Source organism: Rhodanobacter umsongensis (assembly GCF_042654965.1).
Lineage (GTDB): Bacteria > Pseudomonadota > Gammaproteobacteria > Xanthomonadales > Rhodanobacteraceae > Rhodanobacter > Rhodanobacter umsongensis.
On sequence record NZ_JBHSMK010000002.1, the window covers coordinates 543,613 to 563,292 of the forward strand.

General features: G+C 65.4%; 17 protein-coding genes and 1 pseudogene. 6 read left to right on the forward strand and 12 right to left on the reverse strand.

Features of this window, described 5'->3' with window-relative positions; all coding sequences use genetic code 11:
- The first annotated feature begins 13 nt into the window (after positions 1-13).
- Positions 14-1,621 (forward strand): carboxyl transferase domain-containing protein, encoded by a 1,608-nt coding sequence (locus ACFPME_RS02620; protein WP_377301734.1) that lies wholly within the window; start codon positions 14-16, stop codon positions 1,619-1,621.
- Positions 1,622-1,638: 17 nt separating this feature from the next.
- On the opposite strand, the gene ACFPME_RS02625 is transcribed toward ACFPME_RS02620, so the two are convergent.
- From ACFPME_RS02625 to rplU, 6 genes are all read right to left on the reverse strand, one after another.
- Entirely contained in the window at positions 1,639-2,409 is a 771-nt protein-coding gene (locus ACFPME_RS02625; protein ID WP_377301736.1) for a hypothetical protein, read from the reverse strand.
- Between the two features lie 103 nt (positions 2,410-2,512).
- Positions 2,513-3,367, reverse strand: a complete 855-nt coding sequence (locus tag ACFPME_RS02630; protein ID WP_377301738.1) for an FTR1 family iron permease — start codon at positions 3,365-3,367, stop codon at positions 2,513-2,515.
- Positions 3,368-3,371: 4 nt separating this feature from the next.
- Entirely contained in the window at positions 3,372-3,698 is a 327-nt protein-coding gene (locus tag ACFPME_RS02635; RefSeq protein ID WP_377301740.1) for a cupredoxin domain-containing protein, read from the reverse strand.
- Between the two features lie 212 nt (positions 3,699-3,910).
- Positions 3,911-4,990 (reverse strand): Obg family GTPase CgtA, encoded by a 1,080-nt coding sequence (gene cgtA / locus ACFPME_RS02640; RefSeq protein ID WP_377301742.1) that lies wholly within the window; start codon positions 4,988-4,990, stop codon positions 3,911-3,913.
- 132 nt (positions 4,991-5,122) lie between these two features.
- Positions 5,123-5,380, reverse strand: coding sequence for a 50S ribosomal protein L27 (rpmA, locus tag ACFPME_RS02645; protein ID WP_377301745.1), 258 nt, complete (start codon positions 5,378-5,380; stop codon positions 5,123-5,125).
- 19 nt (positions 5,381-5,399) lie between these two features.
- The gene (rplU, locus tag ACFPME_RS02650; RefSeq protein ID WP_113725463.1) at positions 5,400-5,714 is read right to left on the reverse strand and encodes a 50S ribosomal protein L21; all 315 of its coding nucleotides are present in this window, start codon (positions 5,712-5,714) and stop codon (positions 5,400-5,402) included.
- Positions 5,715-6,010: 296 nt separating this feature from the next.
- Here rplU and uvrA point away from each other — a divergent pair, with 296 nt between their 5' ends.
- The 4 genes from uvrA (at position 6,011) to ACFPME_RS02670 (ending at position 11,775) form a co-directional block, all read left to right on the forward strand.
- Positions 6,011-8,947: an excinuclease ABC subunit UvrA gene (uvrA, locus tag ACFPME_RS02655; protein ID WP_377301747.1), complete on the forward strand. Its 2,937-nt coding sequence runs from the start codon at positions 6,011-6,013 to the stop codon at positions 8,945-8,947.
- The gene (locus ACFPME_RS02660) at positions 8,944-9,435 is read left to right on the forward strand and encodes an acyl-CoA thioesterase (protein ID WP_377301749.1); all 492 of its coding nucleotides are present in this window, start codon (positions 8,944-8,946) and stop codon (positions 9,433-9,435) included. The genes uvrA and ACFPME_RS02660 overlap by 4 nt, the downstream gene beginning before the upstream one ends.
- Before the next feature lie 88 nt (positions 9,436-9,523).
- A complete protein-coding gene (locus tag ACFPME_RS02665) occupies positions 9,524-10,996 on the forward strand; it encodes a DUF4139 domain-containing protein (RefSeq protein ID WP_377301751.1) in 1,473 nt (490 codons plus the stop codon).
- Between the two features lie 20 nt (positions 10,997-11,016).
- Positions 11,017-11,775, forward strand: a complete 759-nt coding sequence (locus tag ACFPME_RS02670) for an enoyl-CoA hydratase/isomerase family protein (protein WP_377301753.1) — start codon at positions 11,017-11,019, stop codon at positions 11,773-11,775.
- A gap of 105 nt (positions 11,776-11,880) precedes the next feature.
- On the opposite strand, the gene ACFPME_RS02675 is transcribed toward ACFPME_RS02670, so the two are convergent.
- The 3 genes and pseudogenes from ACFPME_RS02675 to ACFPME_RS02685 form a co-directional block, all read right to left on the reverse strand.
- Entirely contained in the window at positions 11,881-12,732 is an 852-nt protein-coding gene (locus tag ACFPME_RS02675) for a sulfurtransferase (protein WP_377301755.1), read from the reverse strand.
- Positions 12,729-13,510, reverse strand: a pseudogene (locus ACFPME_RS02680) (NUDIX hydrolase). The gene ACFPME_RS02675 and the pseudogene ACFPME_RS02680 overlap by 4 nt, the downstream one beginning before the upstream one ends.
- 27 nt (positions 13,511-13,537) lie before the next feature.
- On the reverse strand, positions 13,538-14,263 hold the full coding sequence (locus ACFPME_RS02685) for an FKBP-type peptidyl-prolyl cis-trans isomerase (protein ID WP_377301757.1): 726 nt from the start codon (positions 14,261-14,263) through the stop codon (positions 13,538-13,540).
- 161 nt (positions 14,264-14,424) lie between these two features.
- Between ACFPME_RS02685 and ACFPME_RS02690 the strand changes: the two genes are divergently transcribed.
- Positions 14,425-15,207 (forward strand): enoyl-CoA hydratase/isomerase family protein, encoded by a 783-nt coding sequence (locus ACFPME_RS02690; RefSeq protein ID WP_377301759.1) that lies wholly within the window; start codon positions 14,425-14,427, stop codon positions 15,205-15,207.
- A 70-nt stretch (positions 15,208-15,277) separates the two neighbouring features.
- Here the strand turns inward: ACFPME_RS02690 and ACFPME_RS02695 are convergent, their stop codons facing one another.
- From ACFPME_RS02695 to ACFPME_RS02705, 3 genes are read right to left on the reverse strand one after another with little or no spacing between them, the layout of a single operon-like run.
- On the reverse strand, positions 15,278-16,180 hold the full coding sequence (locus ACFPME_RS02695; RefSeq protein WP_377301761.1) for a DUF1684 domain-containing protein: 903 nt from the start codon (positions 16,178-16,180) through the stop codon (positions 15,278-15,280).
- 27 nt (positions 16,181-16,207) lie between these two features.
- On the reverse strand, positions 16,208-17,995 hold the full coding sequence (gene mutL, locus ACFPME_RS02700; RefSeq protein WP_377301763.1) for a DNA mismatch repair endonuclease MutL: 1,788 nt from the start codon (positions 17,993-17,995) through the stop codon (positions 16,208-16,210).
- 48 nt (positions 17,996-18,043) lie between these two features.
- A complete protein-coding gene (locus ACFPME_RS02705; protein ID WP_377301765.1) occupies positions 18,044-19,555 on the reverse strand; it encodes an N-acetylmuramoyl-L-alanine amidase in 1,512 nt (503 codons plus the stop codon).
- Positions 19,556-19,680 lie beyond the last annotated feature (125 nt).

The window sequence follows — 19,680 nt, forward strand, 5'->3', positions numbered from 1 at the left end:
TGAGTGCGACTTCATGAGCGTCATTGCATCGCAGATCGATCCTCGTTCTCCCGAGTTCCAGGCCAGCAGCGCGCAGTTGCGCGCGGTGGTCGGCGATCTGCAGCGCGAGCTGATGCGCAACGCCGAAGGCGGCGGCGCCAAGGCACGCGACAAGCATGTGGCGCGCGGCAAGTTGCTGCCGCGTGAACGCATCCGCGCGCTGCTCGATCCTGGCTCGCCGTTTCTCGAGCTGTCGCCGCTGGCCGCACATGGCATGTATGACGATGCTGCACCGGCAGCAGGCCTGATCACCGGCATCGGCCGCGTCGACGGCATCGAGGTGGTGGTGGTTGCCAACGACGCCACGGTCAAGGGCGGCACCTACTTTCCGATCACTGTGAAGAAGCACCTTCGCGCACAGGAGGTCGCGCTGGAGAACCATCTGCCCTGCGTCTACCTGGTCGATTCCGGCGGCGCCTTCCTGCCTCTGCAGGACGAGGTGTTTCCGGACAAGGAGCACTTCGGCCGGATCTTCTACAACCAGGCGCGCATGTCCTCGCTCAACATCCCGCAGATCGCGGTGGTGATGGGCAGTTGCACCGCCGGCGGCGCCTACGTGCCGGCGATGAGCGACGAGACCATCATCGTGCGTGGACAGGGCACCATCTTCCTCGGCGGGCCGCCGCTGGTGAAGGCGGCCACTGGCGAGGTGGTGGACGCCGAGACGCTGGGTGGCGCGGACGTGCACACGTCGATCTCAGGGGTGGCCGATCATTACGCCGAGAATGACGCGCATGCGCTCGCGATCGCCCGCGACATCGTCGGGCATCTCAATCGAAAGAAGGAGATGCCGCTGGCGCTGCGCGCGCCGATGGAACCGAAGTACCCGGCCGAGGAACTGTACGGCGTGATCCCGCAGGACACCCGCCGTCCGTTCGACATCCGCGAAGTGATCGCGCGCATCGTCGACGGCTCGGAGTTCCACGAGTTCAAGGCGCGCTACGGCAAGACGCTGGTGTGCGGCTTCGCGCACATCCACGGTTACCCGGTGGGCATCGTCGCCAACAACGGCATCCTGTTCGCCGAGAGCGCACTCAAGGGCTCGCACTTCATCGAACTGTGCAATCAGCGCAACGTGCCGCTGGTGTTCCTGCAGAACATCACCGGCTTCATGGTCGGCAAGAAGTACGAGCAGGCCGGCATTGCCAAAGACGGCGCCAAGATGGTCACCGCAGTGGCCTGCTCGCATGTGCCCAAGTTCACCGTGGTGATCGGCGGCAGCTTCGGTGCCGGCAACTATGCGATGTGTGGTCGCGCGTACGGCGCGCGTTTCCTGTGGATGTGGCCGAACGCAAGGATCTCGGTGATGGGCGGTGAACAGGCCGCCGCGGTGCTCGCCACGGTCAAGCGCGAGGGCATCGAGGCGCGCGGCGGCGCGTGGTCGGCCGACGACGAAGAAGCGTTCAAGGCGCCTATCCGCGACCAGTACGAAAGCCAGGGCCACCCGTATTACGCCAGCGCGCGGCTGTGGGACGACGGCATCATCGATCCAGTCGACACCCGCCGCGTACTGGGGCTGGCGATCTCCGCCTCGATGAACGCGCCAATCGAACCGCAGCGCTATGGCGTGTTTCGGATGTAGCCTCGCTGACCTGGTGCTTAGAAGAACTCGTACTCCAACTGCGCCAGCCAGGTATGCCGCGGCGCCGCGGCATTGATTCCCAGCAGCAGACCCACGCGGTACTCCAGATTGCCCTGGGTTCCCGGCAGATGCCACTCACCGGTCACCACCGGTCCGGCCTGGTAGGCATGGTCGTCCGGGCGACCATAGGCTTCGACGCCTGGACGGAAGCCGGAAGAGACTGCGTAGGTGCCGGCATAGCTGTAGCGAAACTCGGTTCTGGACGATGCGCCGGCGCCGATCTCCCTTTCCCATATCAGGTTGACGCGGTGATCGAAGCGGCCCGCGGTCTTCTCGATCAGCGGCCCGAGCTCGAGCTCGCCGGGACCGCCATCCCTCGGGCGGCCGTAGGAGGCGAGCAGTCCGACATCCGCCCAGTACTGACCTGGCTGCGTGAACTGGAAGGTGTTTTCGAACTCGTAGCCCACCAGATGTCCGCGCGCGCCCGGTTCCTTTTCGTATTCGGCAAGATACAGCTCGGGCTTCCACCAGTCGGTGAAGGCATGTGCCACGGACAGCTCGGCCGCCCGCTGCCCGTCGAAATCCGATCGGCTGTCGTTGAAGCTGTAGCCGCGCAGTTCGATCTCGGTCTGGGAAGCAATCACGTGCGGCGAATAGACGATGAAGTCGTCGGCGCGTGCGCGTGCGGAACCTGCCAGCAGGGCCATGCCGACCATCAATCGGAAACCGGCACGGGGAACAAACCAGCTCGGCACACCGGCCTTGTTGATGCGAAGGTAGAAGGTCATGCGAAAGCTTTCTCTGAATGTGAGACGCGTGTGTTCGGGTCGGATCCGGCGCGCGGCGCGGCGTCGCGGCAGCGCGAAAGCGGATCGGCGAAAGGCTGCTCGATCAGTGCTGGGGTTGCTGCATGCCGAGCGGCGCGAGCGACCGCGCTGGCGGCGAGGCGTGTCTTCCTGCCCAACGCATGCCAATCAGCAGGCTCAGCAGGGTTCCCGCATAGAACACCAGCTGAATGCCCGCCGGCGAGGCGTCGTAACCAACCAGGGTACCCAGCGTCTTCCCGGCCAGAGACCCGTTGGAGAGCAGCCACGAGGTATCCCACAGCTGCTCGCCCCACGCCGGCAACCGGTTCGCTTGCAGCAGGAATCGCGCGGCACTGGAGGCTAGGCCCGCCGCAAGCAGCACCATCATCAGGTTGGTCACGCCAAAAAAGTGCTTCATCGGAATGCGCAGCAACCCGAAGTACAGCGCAAAGCCCAACAGTGCGCCGCCTCCGACGCCAAACGCGATGCCGCCGGCCAGCCCGGCTACGCCGATGCCGCCCATCGCCATTGAATACAGGAACAGCACGACCTCGGAACCTTCGCGCAGCACGGCCAGCGCCACCACCGCCAGCAGCAGGGTAAGCGAGCTTGAACCGGCCTTGACCGCCTGACCTACCGCGCCCATGTGCTGTGCGAGCTCCCGCGCATGGCGCGACATCCACACTACATGCCAACCGATCATCAGGACGGCGGCCAGCAGCACACCCGCATTGAGGAGTTCCTGCCCCGACCCGCTGGCCAGATTTGCAATGACCCCGGCGCCCAGCGCGACCAACATTGCGCCCAGCAGCCCCAACCCGATGCCGCCGACAACGTACAAACCGCGTCGCGCCACGCCACGGGTGGCTGCGCACACGATGGATACGATCAGGGCCGCTTCCATCACCTCTCGAAAGACCAGCAGCGCTACGCCAGGCATAGGGCTACTCCGCGATCAGACGGCCCTGGGCCGTGTCCTGGTGGAAGTCGCCGAAAAACCGGTAGCTACCCGGCTTGAGCGGGCCTACAAAAATGCTGACGGTACTCTTGGGAAGCACGATCTTCTCGCGGCTGAATTCGGTGCTCTCGAACTCTTCCGGACTCGCGTCCTGGTTTTCGATGATCAACTTGAACTTGGCATCCGCGGGAACCTTCAGCTCGGCTGGCTGGTAGATGTGGTTACGGATTACCAGGGTGTACTGCGGCAGCTCGTCGGCCAGGGCGATGCCGTTGAGCAACAGCAAGCTGAGGATGATGAATAACCGTTGCATGGCGGCAGTCTCTATCGATGGGCGCCATACATGATAATCATTCTTATTTGCATTGACAACCACGATGCCGCCAGTCGCTTCGCCCCGTGTTGACTCCATTCAGCAACCTCGATCACCTCCGCACGCCGACCACGCCGAACCTCCAACGAAGCCGCGGCTCTTCCCGCATGTCGCGGCCAAGCGCCGAAACTCGACCGGAGCTCCGGAACCGCTCAGGCCTGGGGGTCGAGCCCGCGCAAGCGCACGTCATTCGGCAGCATGTCCGTGCGCCCCACGCTGGCCTCGCGCTGCAGCTCGAAGAAGCGCTGCACCTGCTGACATACGGCCATGGTGTTTTCGCGGGCGATCGCCGAGACCAGGAACCAAGGCTGGGTCCAGTTCAATTCGGCGATGATCTTTTCCGCCACGGCCTTGCGCTCGTCCTCGGCCAGCATGTCGGCCTTGTTCAACACCAGCCAGCGCGGACGATCGAGCAGTTCCGGATTGAACTTCTCAAGTTCCAGTTCAATCGCGCGAACCTGCGCGGCCACGTCTGTACCGTCGATCGGCGCAATGTCGACCAGATGCAGCAGCAGGCTCGTGCGGGCCACATGGCGCAGGAACTGGATGCCCAGGCCGGCACCCTCGGAAGCTCCCTCGATGAGGCCGGGAATATCGGCAATCACGAAACTCTGGTCGACACCGAGGCTGACCACACCCAGGTTCGGAACCAGCGTGGTGAACGGGTAATCCGCCACCCGCGGCGTCGCCGCGGACACCGCCCGGATGAAGGTGGACTTGCCCGCATTGGGAAACCCCAGCAGGCCGACGTCGGCCAGCAGCCGCAGTTCGAGTTTCAGCTCGCGTGCCTCGCCCGGTGTACCCGGCGTGGCCTTGCGCGGCGCGCGATTCACCGACGTCTTGAAATGGATGTTGCCCAACCCGCCCTTGCCGCCCTGCGCCACCAGCATGCGCTGGCCGTGGCCAGTGAGGTCGCCAATCACCTCGTCGGTGTCGACGTTGGTGATCATGGTGCCGACCGGCACGCGGATAATGGTGTCCTCACCACCCTTGCCGTACATCTGGCTACCCATGCCGTTCTCGCCCCGGCGCGCCTTGAAGCTGCGCTGGTGGCGGAAATCGACCAGAGTGTTGAGACCTTCGTCCGCTACCAGCCAGACCGAACCGCCGTAGCCGCCGTCGCCGCCGTCAGGGCCGCCGAACGGGATGAACTTCTCGCGCCGGAAGCTGATGCAGCCATTGCCACCGTCACCGGCTTGGACTTTGATGTTTGCTTCGTCGACGAATTTCATTGGATGGTCCGGGAACGGGGAACGGGGAAAGTCAGCGGTCACAGAGTACCGGGAAGCATGCGTTCCCTGTTCCCCGCTTCAAAAACAAAAACCCCGCCGAAGCGGGGCCTTCGTTGTCGCGTCGTTGAAAGCTTACGCCGGGACGACGTCGACGAAACGGCGGTTCTTGTCGCCGCGAATCTTGAACTCGACCTTGCCGTCGATCAGCGCGAACAGCGTGTGATCGCGACCCAGGCCGACGCCGGTACCCGGATGGAACTGGGTGCCGCGCTGGCGCACGATGATGTTGCCGGCTTCGATGGCCTGGCCACCGTAGATCTTGACGCCGAGGTATTTCGGGTTCGAATCGCGACCGTTGCGGCTGGAACCTACGCCTTTTTTATGTGCCATGACTCAATGCTCCAGTTGCTCAGGCGTTGATGCCCGTGATCTCGATTTCGGTGAAATGCTGCCGGTGACCCTGCTGACGCTTGTAATGCTTGCGGCGGCGGAATTTGATGATGCGGATCTTGTCGGCCCGGCCGTGCTTGCGGACGGTGGCGCTGACGGTGGCGCCGTCCACGATCGGCGCGCCGACGGTGATCGACTCGCCCGTACCGACCAGCAACACCTGATCGAAGCTGATGGTGGCGCCTTCTTCGGCGGTCAACAGTTCCACGCGCAGCACGTCACCCTGCTGCACACGGTACTGCTTGCCACCGGTCTTGATGACTGCGTAACTCATGGGAATGCCCTTCTGTCGTTATTCTCTTGGGTATCGCCATGCCCCGAACAGGGGCTGACGAACCGCGGATTATAACGATCCTCCGTGGCACTGGTCAAATACTGACCACATCCACGCATCATGGCCGTCACGAACGACGAGCTCCATCGCCCCGCCGGCACCCGACAAGAACCCCTGTGGCCGTCCCTCGTCCGGGTGGCCTCCGCCGCAACGGGAACCGGCCGCATGGCCAATGTGCCCGATGAACTGTCGAAACGCCTTGGTATAGTAAAGGTCCCCCCCCATATCCCGGCGCAATGGACACCATACGCATCCGCGGCGCACGCACGCACAATCTCAAGAACATCGACCTCGACCTCCCCCGCGACAAATTGATCGTGATCACCGGCCTGTCCGGCTCCGGCAAGTCGTCGCTGGCGTTCGACACGATCTATGCCGAAGGCCAGCGACGCTACGTCGAGTCGCTGTCGGCGTACGCGCGGCAGTTCCTGTCGATCATGGAAAAGCCTGACGTCGACCACATCGAAGGCCTGTCGCCGGCGATCTCGATCGAACAGAAATCCACGTCGCACAACCCGCGCTCCACCGTCGGCACGATCACCGAGGTGTACGACTACCTGCGCCTGCTGTATGCCCGCGTCGGCACGCCGCGCTGTCCTGACCACGGCACCCCACTGGAAGCGCAGACGGTGAGCCAGATGGTGGACGCCACCCTGGCGCTGGATCCCGGTCAGCGCTACATGCTGCTGGCGCCGGTGATCCGCGAGCGCAAGGGCGAACACATGCAGGTGTTCGAACAGTTGCGCGCCCAGGGTTTCGTGCGCGCCCGCGTCGACGGCGCCGTCTACGACCTCGATGCCGTACCGCCTTTGACGCTTCGGCAGAAGCACACCATCGAAGCGGTGATCGATCGTTTCCGTCCGCGCGATGACATCAAGCAGCGCCTGGCCGAGTCGTTCGAGACCGCGCTTCGACTGGGGGACGGCCTGGTGATCGTGGTGAACATGGATTCGCCGGACGCCACCGAGCAGTTGCTCTCGTCACGCTACTCCTGCCCGGTCTGCGATTACTCGCTACCGGAACTCGAACCGCGGCTGTTCTCGTTCAACTCGCCGGTCGGTGCCTGCCCGTCATGCGATGGGCTCGGCGTGACCCAGGTGTTCGACGCGGCACGCGTGGTGAGTCATCCCGAATTGCCGCTGTCGGCAGGCGCGGTACGAGGCTGGGATCGGCGCAACGCGTACTATTTCCAGATGATCCTGTCGCTGGCGGCGCATTATGGTTTCGACGTCGACACGCCGTGGCAGAAACTTCCGATGGACGTCCAGAAGGCCATCCTGCATGGCAGCGGCAAGGACAGGATCGCCTTCCGCTACATCACCGAACGCGGCGGCAAGGTCACCCGCGAGCACGTGTTCGAGGGGATCCTGCCGAACCTGGAACGACGCTACAGGGAAACCGAATCCGCTGCCGTGCGCGAGGAACTGGCCAAGTACATCAGCGACAAGCCGTGCCCCGAGTGCGCCGGCCAGCGGCTCAACCGATCGGCGCGCAACGTGTTCGTCGCCGACCATGCGTTGCCGTCGCTCACGCATCGTTCGATCGACGATGCGCTTCAGTTCTTCGAAGAACTGAAGCTCACTGGCTGGCGCGGCGAAATTGCCGTGAAAATCGTCAAGGAGATCCGCGAGCGGCTGACCTTCCTCAACGACGTGGGCCTGAACTACCTCACCCTGGACCGCCAGGCCGACTCGCTCTCAGGCGGCGAGGCGCAGCGCATCCGCCTCGCCTCGCAGATCGGCGCCGGCCTGGTCGGCGTGATGTACGTGCTGGACGAACCCTCGATCGGCCTGCACCAGCGCGACAACGAGCGCCTGCTCGGCACGCTAACCCGCCTGCGCGACCTCGGCAACACGGTGATCGTGGTCGAGCACGACGAGGACGCCATCCGCATGGCCGACCACGTGCTCGACATCGGCCCCGGCGCCGGCGTGCACGGTGGCGAGATCGTGGCGCAGGGCAGCGTGCAGGACATGCTCGATTCGCCGCGCTCGGTCACCGGCCAGTTCCTCTCCGGCGAGCGCGCGATCGAAGTGCCGAAGGAACGCCGCCAGCCGATCGACGACGATTCCTGGCTGCACCTGAAAGGCGCCAGCGGCAACAACCTGAAGCACGTCGACCTGGCCATCCCGGCCGGCCTGTTCACCTGCGTCACCGGCGTGTCCGGCTCGGGCAAGTCGACCCTGGTCAACGACACCCTGTTCCGCCTGGCCGCGGCCGAACTCAACGGTGCCGGCACGCAGTCGGCGCCGTACAAGTCCGTCGATGGCATGGGGCTGTTCGACAAGGTGGTCGACATCGACCAGTCGCCGATCGGCCGCACGCCGCGCTCCAACCCCGCCACCTACACCGGCCTGTTCACGCCGCTGCGCGAGATGTTCGCGCAGGTGCCCGAAGCACGTGCGCGCGGCTACACGCCGGGCAGGTTCAGTTTCAACGTGCGCGGCGGCCGCTGCGAGGCGTGCGAGGGCGACGGCATGATCAAGGTGGAGATGCACTTCCTGCCCGACGTCTACGTGCCCTGCGACGTCTGCCACGGCAAGCGCTACAACCGCGAGACGCTGGAGATCCTGTACAAGGGCCACACCATCGCCGACGTGCTCGACATGACGGTGGAGGATGCGCTGAAACTGTTCGAGAACCTGCCCTCGATCGCCCGCAAGCTCGATACGCTGCGCGCCGTTGGCCTCGACTACATCAAGCTCGGCCAGAGCGCGACCACGCTCTCCGGCGGCGAGGCGCAGCGCGTGAAGCTGTCGAAAGAGCTGTCCAAGCGCGACACCGGCCGTACCTTGTACATCCTCGACGAACCGACCACCGGCCTGCACTTCCATGACATCGAGCAATTGCTCGACGTGCTGCACCAGCTGGTCGACCAGGGCAACACCGTGGTGGTGATCGAGCACAACCTCGACGTGATCAAGACCGCCGACTGGGTCGTCGATCTCGGCCCCGAGGGCGGCGGCGGCGGTGGCCGCATTCTGGTCGCCGGCACCCCCGAAACCGTGGCGGCCAGCGCCGACTCACATACCGGTCGCTTCCTGGCGCCGCACCTGAAGCCGGTCCTGCCCAAGAAGACCGCTGCGGCGAAACGCATCAAGGCCGCCACCAAACACATCGCCTCGGCGGACAAGTACAAGCCGATGCGTGGAAAGAAGAAGAAATCGTCATGAACGAAATCAGCCCGGCCGACGCACGCGCGACCCCCGATGCCGGCGCAGCATCGCCAGGTCCCGCCGAGTCACCGTTGTTCGTTGGCTCGCTCGGCGTACGCTGGCGCGACCTGGATGCCTTCAACCACGTCAACAACGCCAACTTCCTCACCTATCTGGAAGAGGCGCGGCTGCAGTGGTTGCAGCATGTGCGCGACTGGTTCAGCGCGGAATCCATGCCGGTTCTCGCCGCCAGTGAACTGCACTACCGGCGGCCGATCGAATGGCCCGCCTCGCTGAACATCGAATTGCGCTGCGCGCGGCTGGGCACCAGTTCAATGACGATCGCCCATCGCATCGTCGATGCCGCCGACGCAAGCCGGCTGTACAGCGATGGCCACGTCGTGATGGTCTGGATGAACCCGGCCACCGGCAAACCCGTGCCGTTGCCGGAATCGATCCGGGTGGCGGCCGCAGGCCGCGCCAGCCACGGCGAGCCCCGGCGGTAACTGCCTGCGGTTGGAACCGATGACGCAATCGACGTACGGCATGCGCGCGCCATCGCTATGATGGCGTTCCCCCACGACGGAATGCCCGATGACGACGCCACATCGCACCGCCCTTGCCCTTGCTGTCGCCTGTGCGGCCACCTTGGCTGGCATCTCCCCGGCCCATGCCGCCAACGACACCAGAATTACCCTGTACCGCAGCGACAACGCGGCGCTGTATGCCAGCAACAGCGGCGGCAGTGTCGACGACGGTTATGCCGTGGTGCGCGAACAGCGAACATTGACGCTTGCGGCAGGCACGCACGACGTAGTGATCGGCGACTTGCCCGGGTTCCTCGATTCCGAGGCATTGGCGCTGGGATTCCCCAGTGGCGATGCCCGCGTGGTTTCGCAACGGCTATTGCTGGCGCAGGGCGCGAGCGCAGCCCTTGCCGGATTGGCCGGCCATGCCGTGGAGGTACTCGGCAGTGGCGGCCAACTGCTGGCCGGCGGCACCCTCCTGCGAGCGGGTGACGGCCTGCTGGTACGCGACAACAGCGGCAGCACTACCCTGGTCAGCCATTATGCCGCCGTGCGCACGAACGGCACGGAGTTCCCGACCGGTTCCAGCCTGAACTTGCGGGTGGATGCGGCGCGCGCAGGCCAGACCAGGGCCGTGCTCAGCTATCCAACCTCCGGCCTCGGCTGGCGCGCCGCCTATGTGGCGACACTCCAATCGGGCGTGGCTTGCCGCATGCAGTTCGAATCGCGCGCAAGCATCGCCAACCGCAGCGGCCGCGACTGGCACGATGCGCAACTCACCCTGATTGCCGGCGAACCGAACATGGCCAAGGCCCAGGCACCGCGGCCGATGATGGCGATGGCGCGTGGCTACAGTGCCAAGGCCGAGAGCGCCGACGTGCCGCAACAGGACAGCGTCGGCGACTACCGCAGCTACTCCCTGCCCACGGCGGTCGACCTGCCCGATGGCAGCGTCAGCCAGGTGCCGCTGTACGCCAGCCGCACGCTGGATTGCGAGCGCACCGCGCTGTACGAGAACGGCAACAGCTTCGGGCCGCAGCAGCCGATTCTCAGTCGTGACTTCAACCAGGGCGGCAGCGACGCCATCGTCAGCACGCTGAAGCTGAAGGCGTTCGACAGCCTGCCGGCCGGCTTCCTGCGCGTGCTCACCGCCGATCGCCAGGGCACACCGCAGTTCATTGGCGAGGGCCGCATCAACGACACCCCCAAGGGCAGCGACGCCACCATCACCCTGGGCACGGCGTTCGATTTGCGCGCAGAGCGGACCCGCACGGCGTTCAGCGCGGACAAGGCTGGCCGCACCATGGACGAGGCGTTCCGCATCAACCTCAGCAATGCCGGCGACAGCGCACGTACGGTGACCGTACGCGAACATCCCTCGCGCTGGCGGCAGTGGACGCTGGTGTCATCCAGCAGCAAACCGAGTCGGCAAACGCCAGACACGCTGGAGTTCCGCGTCGAGGTGCCGGCCAACGGCAAGGTCCTGCTCGACTATGCGGTGCGCTACAGCTGGACCGCCGAAGACAGCCCCCAACCGTGAACCGCCGCACTGGAATCCGAATGCTCAACATCACCGATCATGACCACGGTATCCGCGAGATCCAGCTGGCCCGCCCGCCGGTCAATGCGTTGAACCTGGAGCTCGTGGGCGCGCTGCGCTCTGCCATCGACGACAGCGTGCGCGATGGGGTACGCGGCATCGTGCTGTCCGGCGCCCAAGGGCTTTTTTCGGCGGGCGTCGATGTCCCCGCCCTGCTGGCGCGTGACCGCGATGGTGTGCGTGAATATTGGCGCGAACTCTTCGCATTGTGCGGCACCCTGGCCCGCGCACCCATTCCGCTGGTGGCGGCCGTTACCGGCCACAGTCCGGCAGGAGGCGCGGTACTGGCACTGTTCTGCGACTACCGGGTGATGGCCGAAGGCCCGTACCGGATCGGCCTCAACGAGGTACAAGTGGGGCTGATCGTGCCCGAGGCGATCCAGCTGGCATTGCGTCGCGTGGTGGGCACCTACCGGGCCGAACGGCTGCTGGTTTCAGGCGCCATGATCGAGGCGGCAGACGCGCTGGCTTGCGGCTTTGTCGACGAACTCACCGGCGTCGATCAAGTCACCACGCGAGCACGGCACTGGCTGGGCGAACTGCTCGCGTTGCCGTCGCACGCGATGCTGGCGACCCGCACACTGGCCCGCGCGGACCTCGCCGCTGCCTACGCCGATCTGGACGCGCTGCCGCTGGATGCTTTCGTCGAAGAGTTCTTCCACCCGCAGACGCAGATGGTGCTGCAGCAGTTGGTAGCGCGGCTCAAGGACAAGAAATGAAACGAGCATGACGCAGGGGACCGCTGGCGGGCGATGCTTCTGCTCTGGGACACCCACACCCGAAGAAAGAGCATCGCCCGCCAGCGGGCTCCTGCGAGAGTCGGGTCAACCTTTCGCCACCGGCCGCGACGGATCGCTGACCCAGCCGCTCCACGAGGGCGCGTAGAGCCGCGAACCGTGCAACCCGGCATGCTCCATCGCCAGCAGGTTGTGGCAGGCGGTGACGCCGGAACCGCACATGTGCACCACATCCGACGGCGCGGTCGAAGCCAGCACCGCACCGAACTCTTCGCGCAATTGCGCCGACGGCTTGAAACGGCCATCGCCGTCGAGGTTGTCGGCGAATGGACGGTTCAACGCACCGGGCACATGCCCACCGACCCGATCCAGCGGCTCGACGTCACCCCGGTAACGCACAGCAGCCCGTGCGTCCAGCAACTGGCCGGCCGCGCCATCGCGTACCGCCGCATGATCGATCACCATCTGGCTGGCGTCGTAGTGCAACGATACCTTGCTGCCCTCTCGCGGGGCGGGCTCGCCGCACTCGATCGGCAGGCCAGCCGCCTGCCACGCGGCGTACCCGCCATCCAGAACCGCCGCTTCACGCACGCCGACCAGCCGCAGCAGCCACCACAGGCGCGCCGCAGCCAGCGCACCGCCAGCCGCGTCGTAACTCACTACCTGCATGCCCGCCCGCCAACCCCAGCGTGACAGCAGTGCATTGAACGATTCTTCCAATGGCAATGGATGCCGGCCGAGACCTTCGGCCTGGCGCGACAGATCGGACAGGTCGTGGTCGAGGCTGGCAAATACGGCTCCGGGGATATGGCCGTCCAGATAGCTGCGCCCGCCTTTGGCCGCGTCGGCCAGGTCGACGCGGCAATCGACGATGAGTACATCATGCGGCGGCCATGCGGCCAGTTCCGCCACGTCGATCAAGGTGGTCTTGAGCGTCATTTGCGTTCCATCCTCTGCAACAAGTTGAACAGCATCGCGGCGGTGGCGCCCCAGATGCGATGGCCGCCATGGACGAATTCCACCATCGGCCGTTGGTGACCACGAAACTCCATGGTGTAGCGGCGCAGGTTGGCCGGCTCCAGCAGGAAGGCCAGCGGCACCTCGAACACCTCGGCGACCTCCCCAGGTGCCGGATACAACCGGGCCGTGGCGGCAATCTTCGCCACCACCGGCGTGATGCAGAAGCCGCTGATCGTCTCGAAGCAATCCAGGTAGCCCAGTGGCGTCACCAGTGCGCGGTCGAGGCCGATCTCCTCCTCGCTCTCGCGCAAGGCCGTGGTCAGCGCATCGCCATCTTCCGGATCGCTGCGACCACCGGGAAACGCCACCTGGCCGGCGTGCATCTGCAGCTGGTCGGTACGGACGGTCAACACCAGGCGCGGTTGAATGCCCTCGCGAAAGCCGACCAGCACCGCCGCCGGCTGGCGTTTGCTGTTGCCCAGCAGTTCGGTCATGTCCGCGTGGTTCCAGCCGGGCGCCGCTGGCGGCGTCGACAGCGGCAGCAAGGCGCCGGTCAGCGCATCCATCACGGCAACTCACGTCCCGGCAGGATCACCTGCATCACGTACAGTCGCTCGGCATCGCTCATGGTGCGCCAGCGACCGATCTCTTCACCGGTACGCTGGCAGCCTGTGCAATAGCCGCGCTCGTCCAGCCGGCAGAGGCCGATGCAGGGAGTCAGCGACACGGTTTCGACGGAGCTCGGGACGTTCGACATGGCGGGTCATGCTACCACCGGCATGGATCACGGCCTGGCTGCACCGGGTTTGCTGTCGAGCAACTCGATCTCGAAAACCAGCGCCTCATTCGGACCGATACGCGGCAGCTGGCCGTTCTCGCCGTAGGCCAATTGTGGCGGAATCACCACTTTCCAGCGGTCGCCCACGTGCATGCGCGGGATCACATCCTGCCAGCCGGGCAATACCTTGTTGACGGTAAAGCTCACCGGCGCGCCGTGTGCCCAGGTGCTGTCGAATTCGGTGCCGTCGATCAACATGCCGCGGTAGTTCACGGTGACCACGCTGGTCACCGTCGGACTGCTGCCGTTGCCACTGCTCAACACCGCGTACTGGATCCCTGACGGCAACTGCACCACGCCCGGCTGCTGGCGGTTGCGTGCCATGTAGGCCGCGCTCTTGCGCGCGTTCACCGCAGCGATGTGCCTGAACCGGGCCAGCGCATCGGCCTGCATCTGCTGATCCAGACGCTGCAACTGCTGGTGCATGTCCTGCATCGATACAGTCGGATGGCGCTTGGCGTAGGCATCCTGGATGGCACGTACCAGCACGGGGATTTCCACCGCCGGTTTGCCGTCCGCGAACTGACTGCCGATCTGGTAACCGATCGCGTAGGAAAGCTTGGCCTTGTCCGGTTTCGCCGGGTCGGTCGAGGCGGGTGACCGATTCTGCGCATGCCCTACGCCCGCCAGCAACAGCATCGTGCCGAGCAGGCCGCAACGCAGATATGTCATGCCCTTCTCCACGGAGTTCTTCCCTTACACGACGATCGATCTTGATGGAACATTCCAAGCGCCCGCCGGGTATAGCGATAGTGCTCGGGACTTGAGAAACCCCGGGGCCGCAAAGGTTCCCGCTGCTACCATCGCGTCTACGCAATCACCGGGAGCCGTTCATGGCCTATCGCAACCTGGAAATCACCAACCGCGGCGCCGTGCGCACCATCATCGTCAACCGCCCCGACAAGCTCAATGCACTCAACCGCGACACCCTCAACGAACTGACCCTGGCGTTCGCGCAGGCTGCCCATGACGACGCCGTGCGCGCCGTGATATTGACCGGTGCCGGTGAGAAGGCGTTCGTGGCGGGCGCGGACATCGCCGAGATGCACGGCTATACGGCGGCGCAGGCGCAAGGTTTTTCGCGCACCGGCCAGCGCCTGATGAGTTCGATCGAGCGGCTCGGCAAGCCGGTAGTCGCACGGGTCCAGGGTTTCGCGCTCGGTGGAGGCATGGAGCTGGCCATGGCTTGCCATCTGCGCGTGGCCAGCGAGAAGGCCAGGTTCGGCCAGCCCGAGATCAACCTCGGGCTGATCCCGGGCTTCGGCGGCACCCAGCGCCTGCTGCGCCTCGCCGGCCGCGGCGCGGCGCTGGAACTGTGCCTCACCGGCACCCCGATCAACGCGCAGCGCGCGTACGAGCTGGGCATCGTCACCCACGTGGTCCCGACCGAGGCGCTGGACGAAACGGTGAACGCGCTGGCCGACCATCTCGCCGCCGCCGCGCCACTGGCCGCCGCCGGTATTCTCGATGCCGTGCTGCAAGGCGGTGAAACCAGCATCGATCAGGGCCTGGAGTTCGAGACGCAGGGCTTCGCGCTGGCGTTCTCCACCGAGGACATGCGCGAAGGCACTGCCGCATTCCTCGAAAAGCGGAAAGCCGTTTTCAAAGGACGCTGAAGTCGCCAGGCACGAAGAAGCATCCCGGGGCGAATCGCCCGGGCCGAGCCCTGAACGGCGTACGGCGGGCCTAGTGATGGCTTGCGGCGTAGTTCTTTTCGCCCGCCGTAACGCGCAGGTCCAGCCGGTTTTCCGGCGGCGCCAGGGGACAGGTCGCGAATTCGGTGAATGCGCACGGCGGGTTGTAGGCCTTGTTGAAATCCACCACGACCTTGCCGTCTTTCGGCGGATCGATATACAGAAAGCGCGCAGCTCCATACGTCTCCCTGCCGCTGGTGCGGTCGGCGAACACGATGAAGTACTGCGTATCGCCCGGCACCTCGATCACCGGCAGGATCTCGAAATGTTTGCCGTCACGGGTGAATTCGAGTTTGCCTGGCACCGGATATTTGTCGATGGTGCCGATCACCGTGCCCATCTCCAGCGTCAGGCCCGGCGTGGGCACCCAGGTCGCCTCGATCCGCCACGAGGGATCGATCGCGAACGAGTCAATACCGGCGAAGTGCTTGCGACCAGGCGCATCGGTGTCTTTCACGCGTAGCCCCTTGCGGCCATCGCGGTCGATCACGTAAAAGCTCACCGTGCCGAAGCTCACCGTAGTCGGCGTGCCGTCGCCCGCCTGCATGTCGTCGATCAGCACGGCCTCGTGCGCGGGCTTGCCGTCGATCAACGCGCCGCTGTCGCTGGCCAGCAGCAGCTGGACTTCACCGCTGCCCGTCAGCTTCGCCACGCCCAGATGTGCAGGACCCGCTTTCAGCACGATGTCGTTGTCCGCGGCGCACCCGATGCGGTTATCGCCCTGCTTCAACCATTCCAGACCGATCAGGCTCAACCAGCCGTCGGGTGCGGTCAGCCGCTCGACCCGGCCGGCATGCCACTGCTTGATGCTTTGCGTATAGGTATCGGTGTCGGCGGCGTGCACGGTAGCAACTCCCAGTATGGCGGCGGCAACAAACAGGCTGGTACGGATCACAGGCATCTCCGGTGGGGCGGCAGCACGTCAGCGACCACGCATGAACAACTTGTCGAGCTCGGCCAGGCTCAGCTGGACCCAGGTCGGCCGACCATGATTGCACTGTCCGGAGCGCTCGGTGGCTTCCATCTCGCGCAGCAATGCGTTCATCTCGGGGACGCCGAGCCGCCGTCCGGCGCGTACCGAGCCGTGGCAGGCCATCGTCGACAGCAGCTCGTTCTCAAGCTCCTGCAGCCGGCGCGAACTGCCATGCTGGGCCAGTTCGGACAATACGTCGCGGCTGAGCTGGGCCACATCGGCACCTTCCAGCAGCGCGGGAATGCGCCGCACGACGATCGTCGACGGGCCGCTGCGCGACAGCTCGAGTCCCCACTCGGCCAGCGCTTCGGCGTGTTCTTCCGCGGCCGCCGCCTCCTTCGCGCTGACCGCGATGCTGAGCGGCACCAGCAGCATCTGCGAACGCAGGTTGCTGGTGACGCGGCCGCTCTTCAGCTTTTCGTACGTGATGCGTTCGTGCGCCGCGTGCATGTCCACCAGCACCAGGCCATGCGCGTTTTCGGCCAGCACGAAAATGGATTTCAGTTGTGCAATGGCAAAGCCGAGCGGCGGTGTTTCGCCCTCGTCGTTTGCGGGTACCGGTGCGTAGGCGATCGACGGCGATGGCGCGCTGCCAAGCAATGCGGCGTAATCCGCCAGCGGCGCGTCGCGCACGCCGAGGCTCAGCCGGTTCTGGCTGAACTGGCTGGGCCACGTGGTGGCCGTGGAGTTCACGGCGTGCATGACCATCGGCTCCGCCACGGGCGGCGTGTTCAGCCCGGCTCGCGTCTGCGCGAGTGCCTCATGCAGGGTGCGGAACAGGAAATCGTGCACCAGCCGTTGCTCGCGGAAGCGCACTTCCTGTTTGGCCGGATGCACATTCACGTCAACGCCGGCCGGATCGAGTTCCAGGTACAGCACGAACGCCGCATGGCGACCATGGAACAGCACGTCGGCGTAGGCCTGGCGCACCGCATGGGCCACGATGCGGTCGCGCACGAGCCGGCCGTTGACATAAAAATACTGCGAGTCGGCCTGAGCGCGCGACGCGGTCGGCAAACCCACCCAGCCGGAAAGGTGCAGGCCGGCCATGGCGTAATCGATGCGCAGGCTATGTGCCGGAAATTCCTCGCCTAGCACCTCGGCCACCCTATGCAACGCGGCCTGCTCGTCGCGCGCGGCCTTCCAGATGCGCACCGGTTTGCCGTTGTGGCTGAGCCGGAACTCGACCGTGCCGCGGGCCAGCGCCAGCGACTTCAGCAGGTCGTCGATGTGTGCGAATTCCGTACGCTCGGCGCGCATGAATTTCCGGCGCGCTGGTACGTTGTAGAACAGGTCGCGCACTTCCACGCTGGTGCCTGGCGGGTGCTGGGCCGGGCGCGCTCCCTGCAGCTTGCCGCCATCGACCTCGATGCGGAATGCGTCCTGGTCGCGTGCGCGCGAAGTCAGCGCGAAACGCGACACCGACGACACCGAAGCCAGCGCCTCGCCGCGAAAACCCATGCTGGCGACGCGTTCCAGGTCGTCAAAGCTGCCGATCTTGCTGGTCGCATGCGACGCCACCGCCAGCGGCAGCTCATCGACGTGGATGCCGCCACCGTCGTCGCGCACGCGGATCAACCGTGCGCCGCCAGCCTCGATGTCCACCTCGATCCGGCTGGCGCCGGCGTCGAGACTGTTCTCGACCAGCTCCTTGACCACCGAGGACGGTCGCTCAATGACCTCGCCGGCGGCGATCTGGTTGATGAGTTCGGGGGGAAGCAGGCGGATCGCGGTCATCCGCGAACTTTAGCAGCGAACGACGGCGACGCTGCCGTCGTCTGGAACTCAGCCGGTGGGAATGGCCAGCATGGCGCCGGCGCGCACCGTATCGCCACTCATCTGGTTGGCGCTTTTCAGGGCGCCCACGCTGACGCCGTACTGCCGCGCGATACTGCGCAGGCTTTCGCCGCGACCGACGCGATGCAGGTCGCGCACACCGGCATCCGCCGACTGGCTGGCCAGGGTGGCCTGCGTCTTGCGGCTGGCCCGCGCCGTGTCCTTGTTGACGCCTGGTGTCATGGCCGATGCCAGTTCGATGCCGTTGCGCCGTGTCGCCTGCGCGGCGAACCAGGTGCCCGGCGGCGGCGTCGACTCGAAGTAGTTTTTCACGCCGCCCATCACGGCTTCGGCGAGCTGTTTCTGATGCGCCGGATCACGCAGCTTGCGTTCTTCGGCCGGGTTGCTGATGAAGGCTGTCTCGACCAGGATCGACGGCACGTCCGGCGAGCGCAGCACCACGAAGTTCGCCCGTTCGACATAGCCGCGGTGGGTCGGGCCGAGCTGGCCCAGCGCCCTGAGCACGTTGCCGGCGACCATATCACTGGCTTGCATCGCCCAACCCTGCTGCAGGTCCAGCAGCACCTTGGCCAAGCCGTCGTCCTTGTCGTCCAGCGTGATGCCGCCGATCAGGTCGGCGCGGTTCTCGCTATCGGCGAGCCAGCGCGCGGCCGTGCTGGTCTTGCCGCGCGGCGACAGCACCCACACCGACGAGCCCTTGGCGTCGTCGCTGGTGAAGGCATCGGCGTGGATCGACACGAAAAGATCGGCATTGTTTTCGCGGGCGATGCGATAGCGCTGCGTGAGCGGAATGAAAAAATCGCCATCGCGCGTGAGCACCGCTTTCATGCCCGGCTGGCGATTGATTTCCGCCGCGAGATTGCGCGCCACGGCCAGCGTGACATTCTTCTCCAGCGTGCCGCCGGGGCCGTGCGAACCGGGGTCCTTGCCGCCATGACCGGCATCGATGGCCACCACCACGGCGCGCTGGCCGTTGAGCATGGCAGCAGCCTGCTCGGTAGCGACTCGACCGCTGTGAGTGGGATTGCTGTATTGCGGACTCACCGACGGCGCTGCCACTGTGGTCGCCGGCGTGCGCTGGGCGGTGCTGACGGTCTCGATGCCGTTGTCGGGGTAGATATCCAGCACCAGACGATAGTCCGTGCCGCTGGCCGGCTTCAGCACGAAGCTTTTCAGGCGGCTGGCCGGATCGATCCTGGCGGTCAGTTGCAGGCCATCGCCGATACGGGCATGACTCATGCCCCGATACAACCCCTGGGCGGCGGGGTCGGAAAAGTCCTGCGTCACCCGGCTGTCCGGCAGATCGACCACGACCTTGCCATCCTTCTGGCTGACCGTGTAATGCAATGGGCCGGATGCATCGAGTACCAGGCGGGTGTAGTCCGGGCCAGCCCAGATCCGGGCATCCTTCAGATCGGTCGCCCGAATCACGCCCAACGGTGCCACCGCCAGCAAAGCGACGGTGACCAGTCCACCCAGGTTGTTCAGGTAACCCCTCATGCGCCGCATTGAAACGCAGTCACACCCCGAACGCAAGCAGATTTTCCCTTGGATATCCGCAGCCTGCGGCTCATTTATCAGGCCGCATCAAGTTATCGGCCGCAAGTGGCGCATTCCGAAAGGAT

What these genes read in the sequence shown, in the direction of transcription:
- ACFPME_RS02705 (WP_377301765.1), bottom strand. Translation starts at nt 19,555, where the DNA reads ATGAGGGGTTACCTGAACAACCTGGGTGGACTGGTCACCGTCGCTTTG.
- ACFPME_RS02625 (WP_377301736.1), bottom strand. Translation starts at nt 2,409, where the DNA reads ATGACCTTCTACCTTCGCATCAACAAGGCCGGTGTGCCGAGCTGGTTT.
- ACFPME_RS02690 (WP_377301759.1), top strand. Translation starts at nt 14,425, where the DNA reads ATGGCCTATCGCAACCTGGAAATCACCAACCGCGGCGCCGTGCGCACC.
- ACFPME_RS02665 (WP_377301751.1), top strand. Translation starts at nt 9,524, where the DNA reads ATGACGACGCCACATCGCACCGCCCTTGCCCTTGCTGTCGCCTGTGCG.
- ACFPME_RS02685 (WP_377301757.1), bottom strand. Translation starts at nt 14,263, where the DNA reads ATGACATATCTGCGTTGCGGCCTGCTCGGCACGATGCTGTTGCTGGCG.
- ACFPME_RS02620 (WP_377301734.1), top strand. Translation starts at nt 14, where the DNA reads ATGAGCGTCATTGCATCGCAGATCGATCCTCGTTCTCCCGAGTTCCAG.
- rpmA (WP_377301745.1), bottom strand. Translation starts at nt 5,380, where the DNA reads ATGGCACATAAAAAAGGCGTAGGTTCCAGCCGCAACGGTCGCGATTCG.
- ACFPME_RS02635 (WP_377301740.1), bottom strand. Translation starts at nt 3,698, where the DNA reads ATGCAACGGTTATTCATCATCCTCAGCTTGCTGTTGCTCAACGGCATC.
- ACFPME_RS02670 (WP_377301753.1), top strand. Translation starts at nt 11,017, where the DNA reads ATGCTCAACATCACCGATCATGACCACGGTATCCGCGAGATCCAGCTG.
- rplU (WP_113725463.1), bottom strand. Translation starts at nt 5,714, where the DNA reads ATGAGTTACGCAGTCATCAAGACCGGTGGCAAGCAGTACCGTGTGCAG.
- ACFPME_RS02630 (WP_377301738.1), bottom strand. Translation starts at nt 3,367, where the DNA reads ATGCCTGGCGTAGCGCTGCTGGTCTTTCGAGAGGTGATGGAAGCGGCC.
- cgtA (WP_377301742.1), bottom strand. Translation starts at nt 4,990, where the DNA reads ATGAAATTCGTCGACGAAGCAAACATCAAAGTCCAAGCCGGTGACGGT.
- ACFPME_RS02660 (WP_377301749.1), top strand. Translation starts at nt 8,944, where the DNA reads ATGAACGAAATCAGCCCGGCCGACGCACGCGCGACCCCCGATGCCGGC.
- ACFPME_RS02675 (WP_377301755.1), bottom strand. Translation starts at nt 12,732, where the DNA reads ATGACGCTCAAGACCACCTTGATCGACGTGGCGGAACTGGCCGCATGG.
- mutL (WP_377301763.1), bottom strand. Translation starts at nt 17,995, where the DNA reads ATGACCGCGATCCGCCTGCTTCCCCCCGAACTCATCAACCAGATCGCC.
- uvrA (WP_377301747.1), top strand. Translation starts at nt 6,011, where the DNA reads ATGGACACCATACGCATCCGCGGCGCACGCACGCACAATCTCAAGAAC.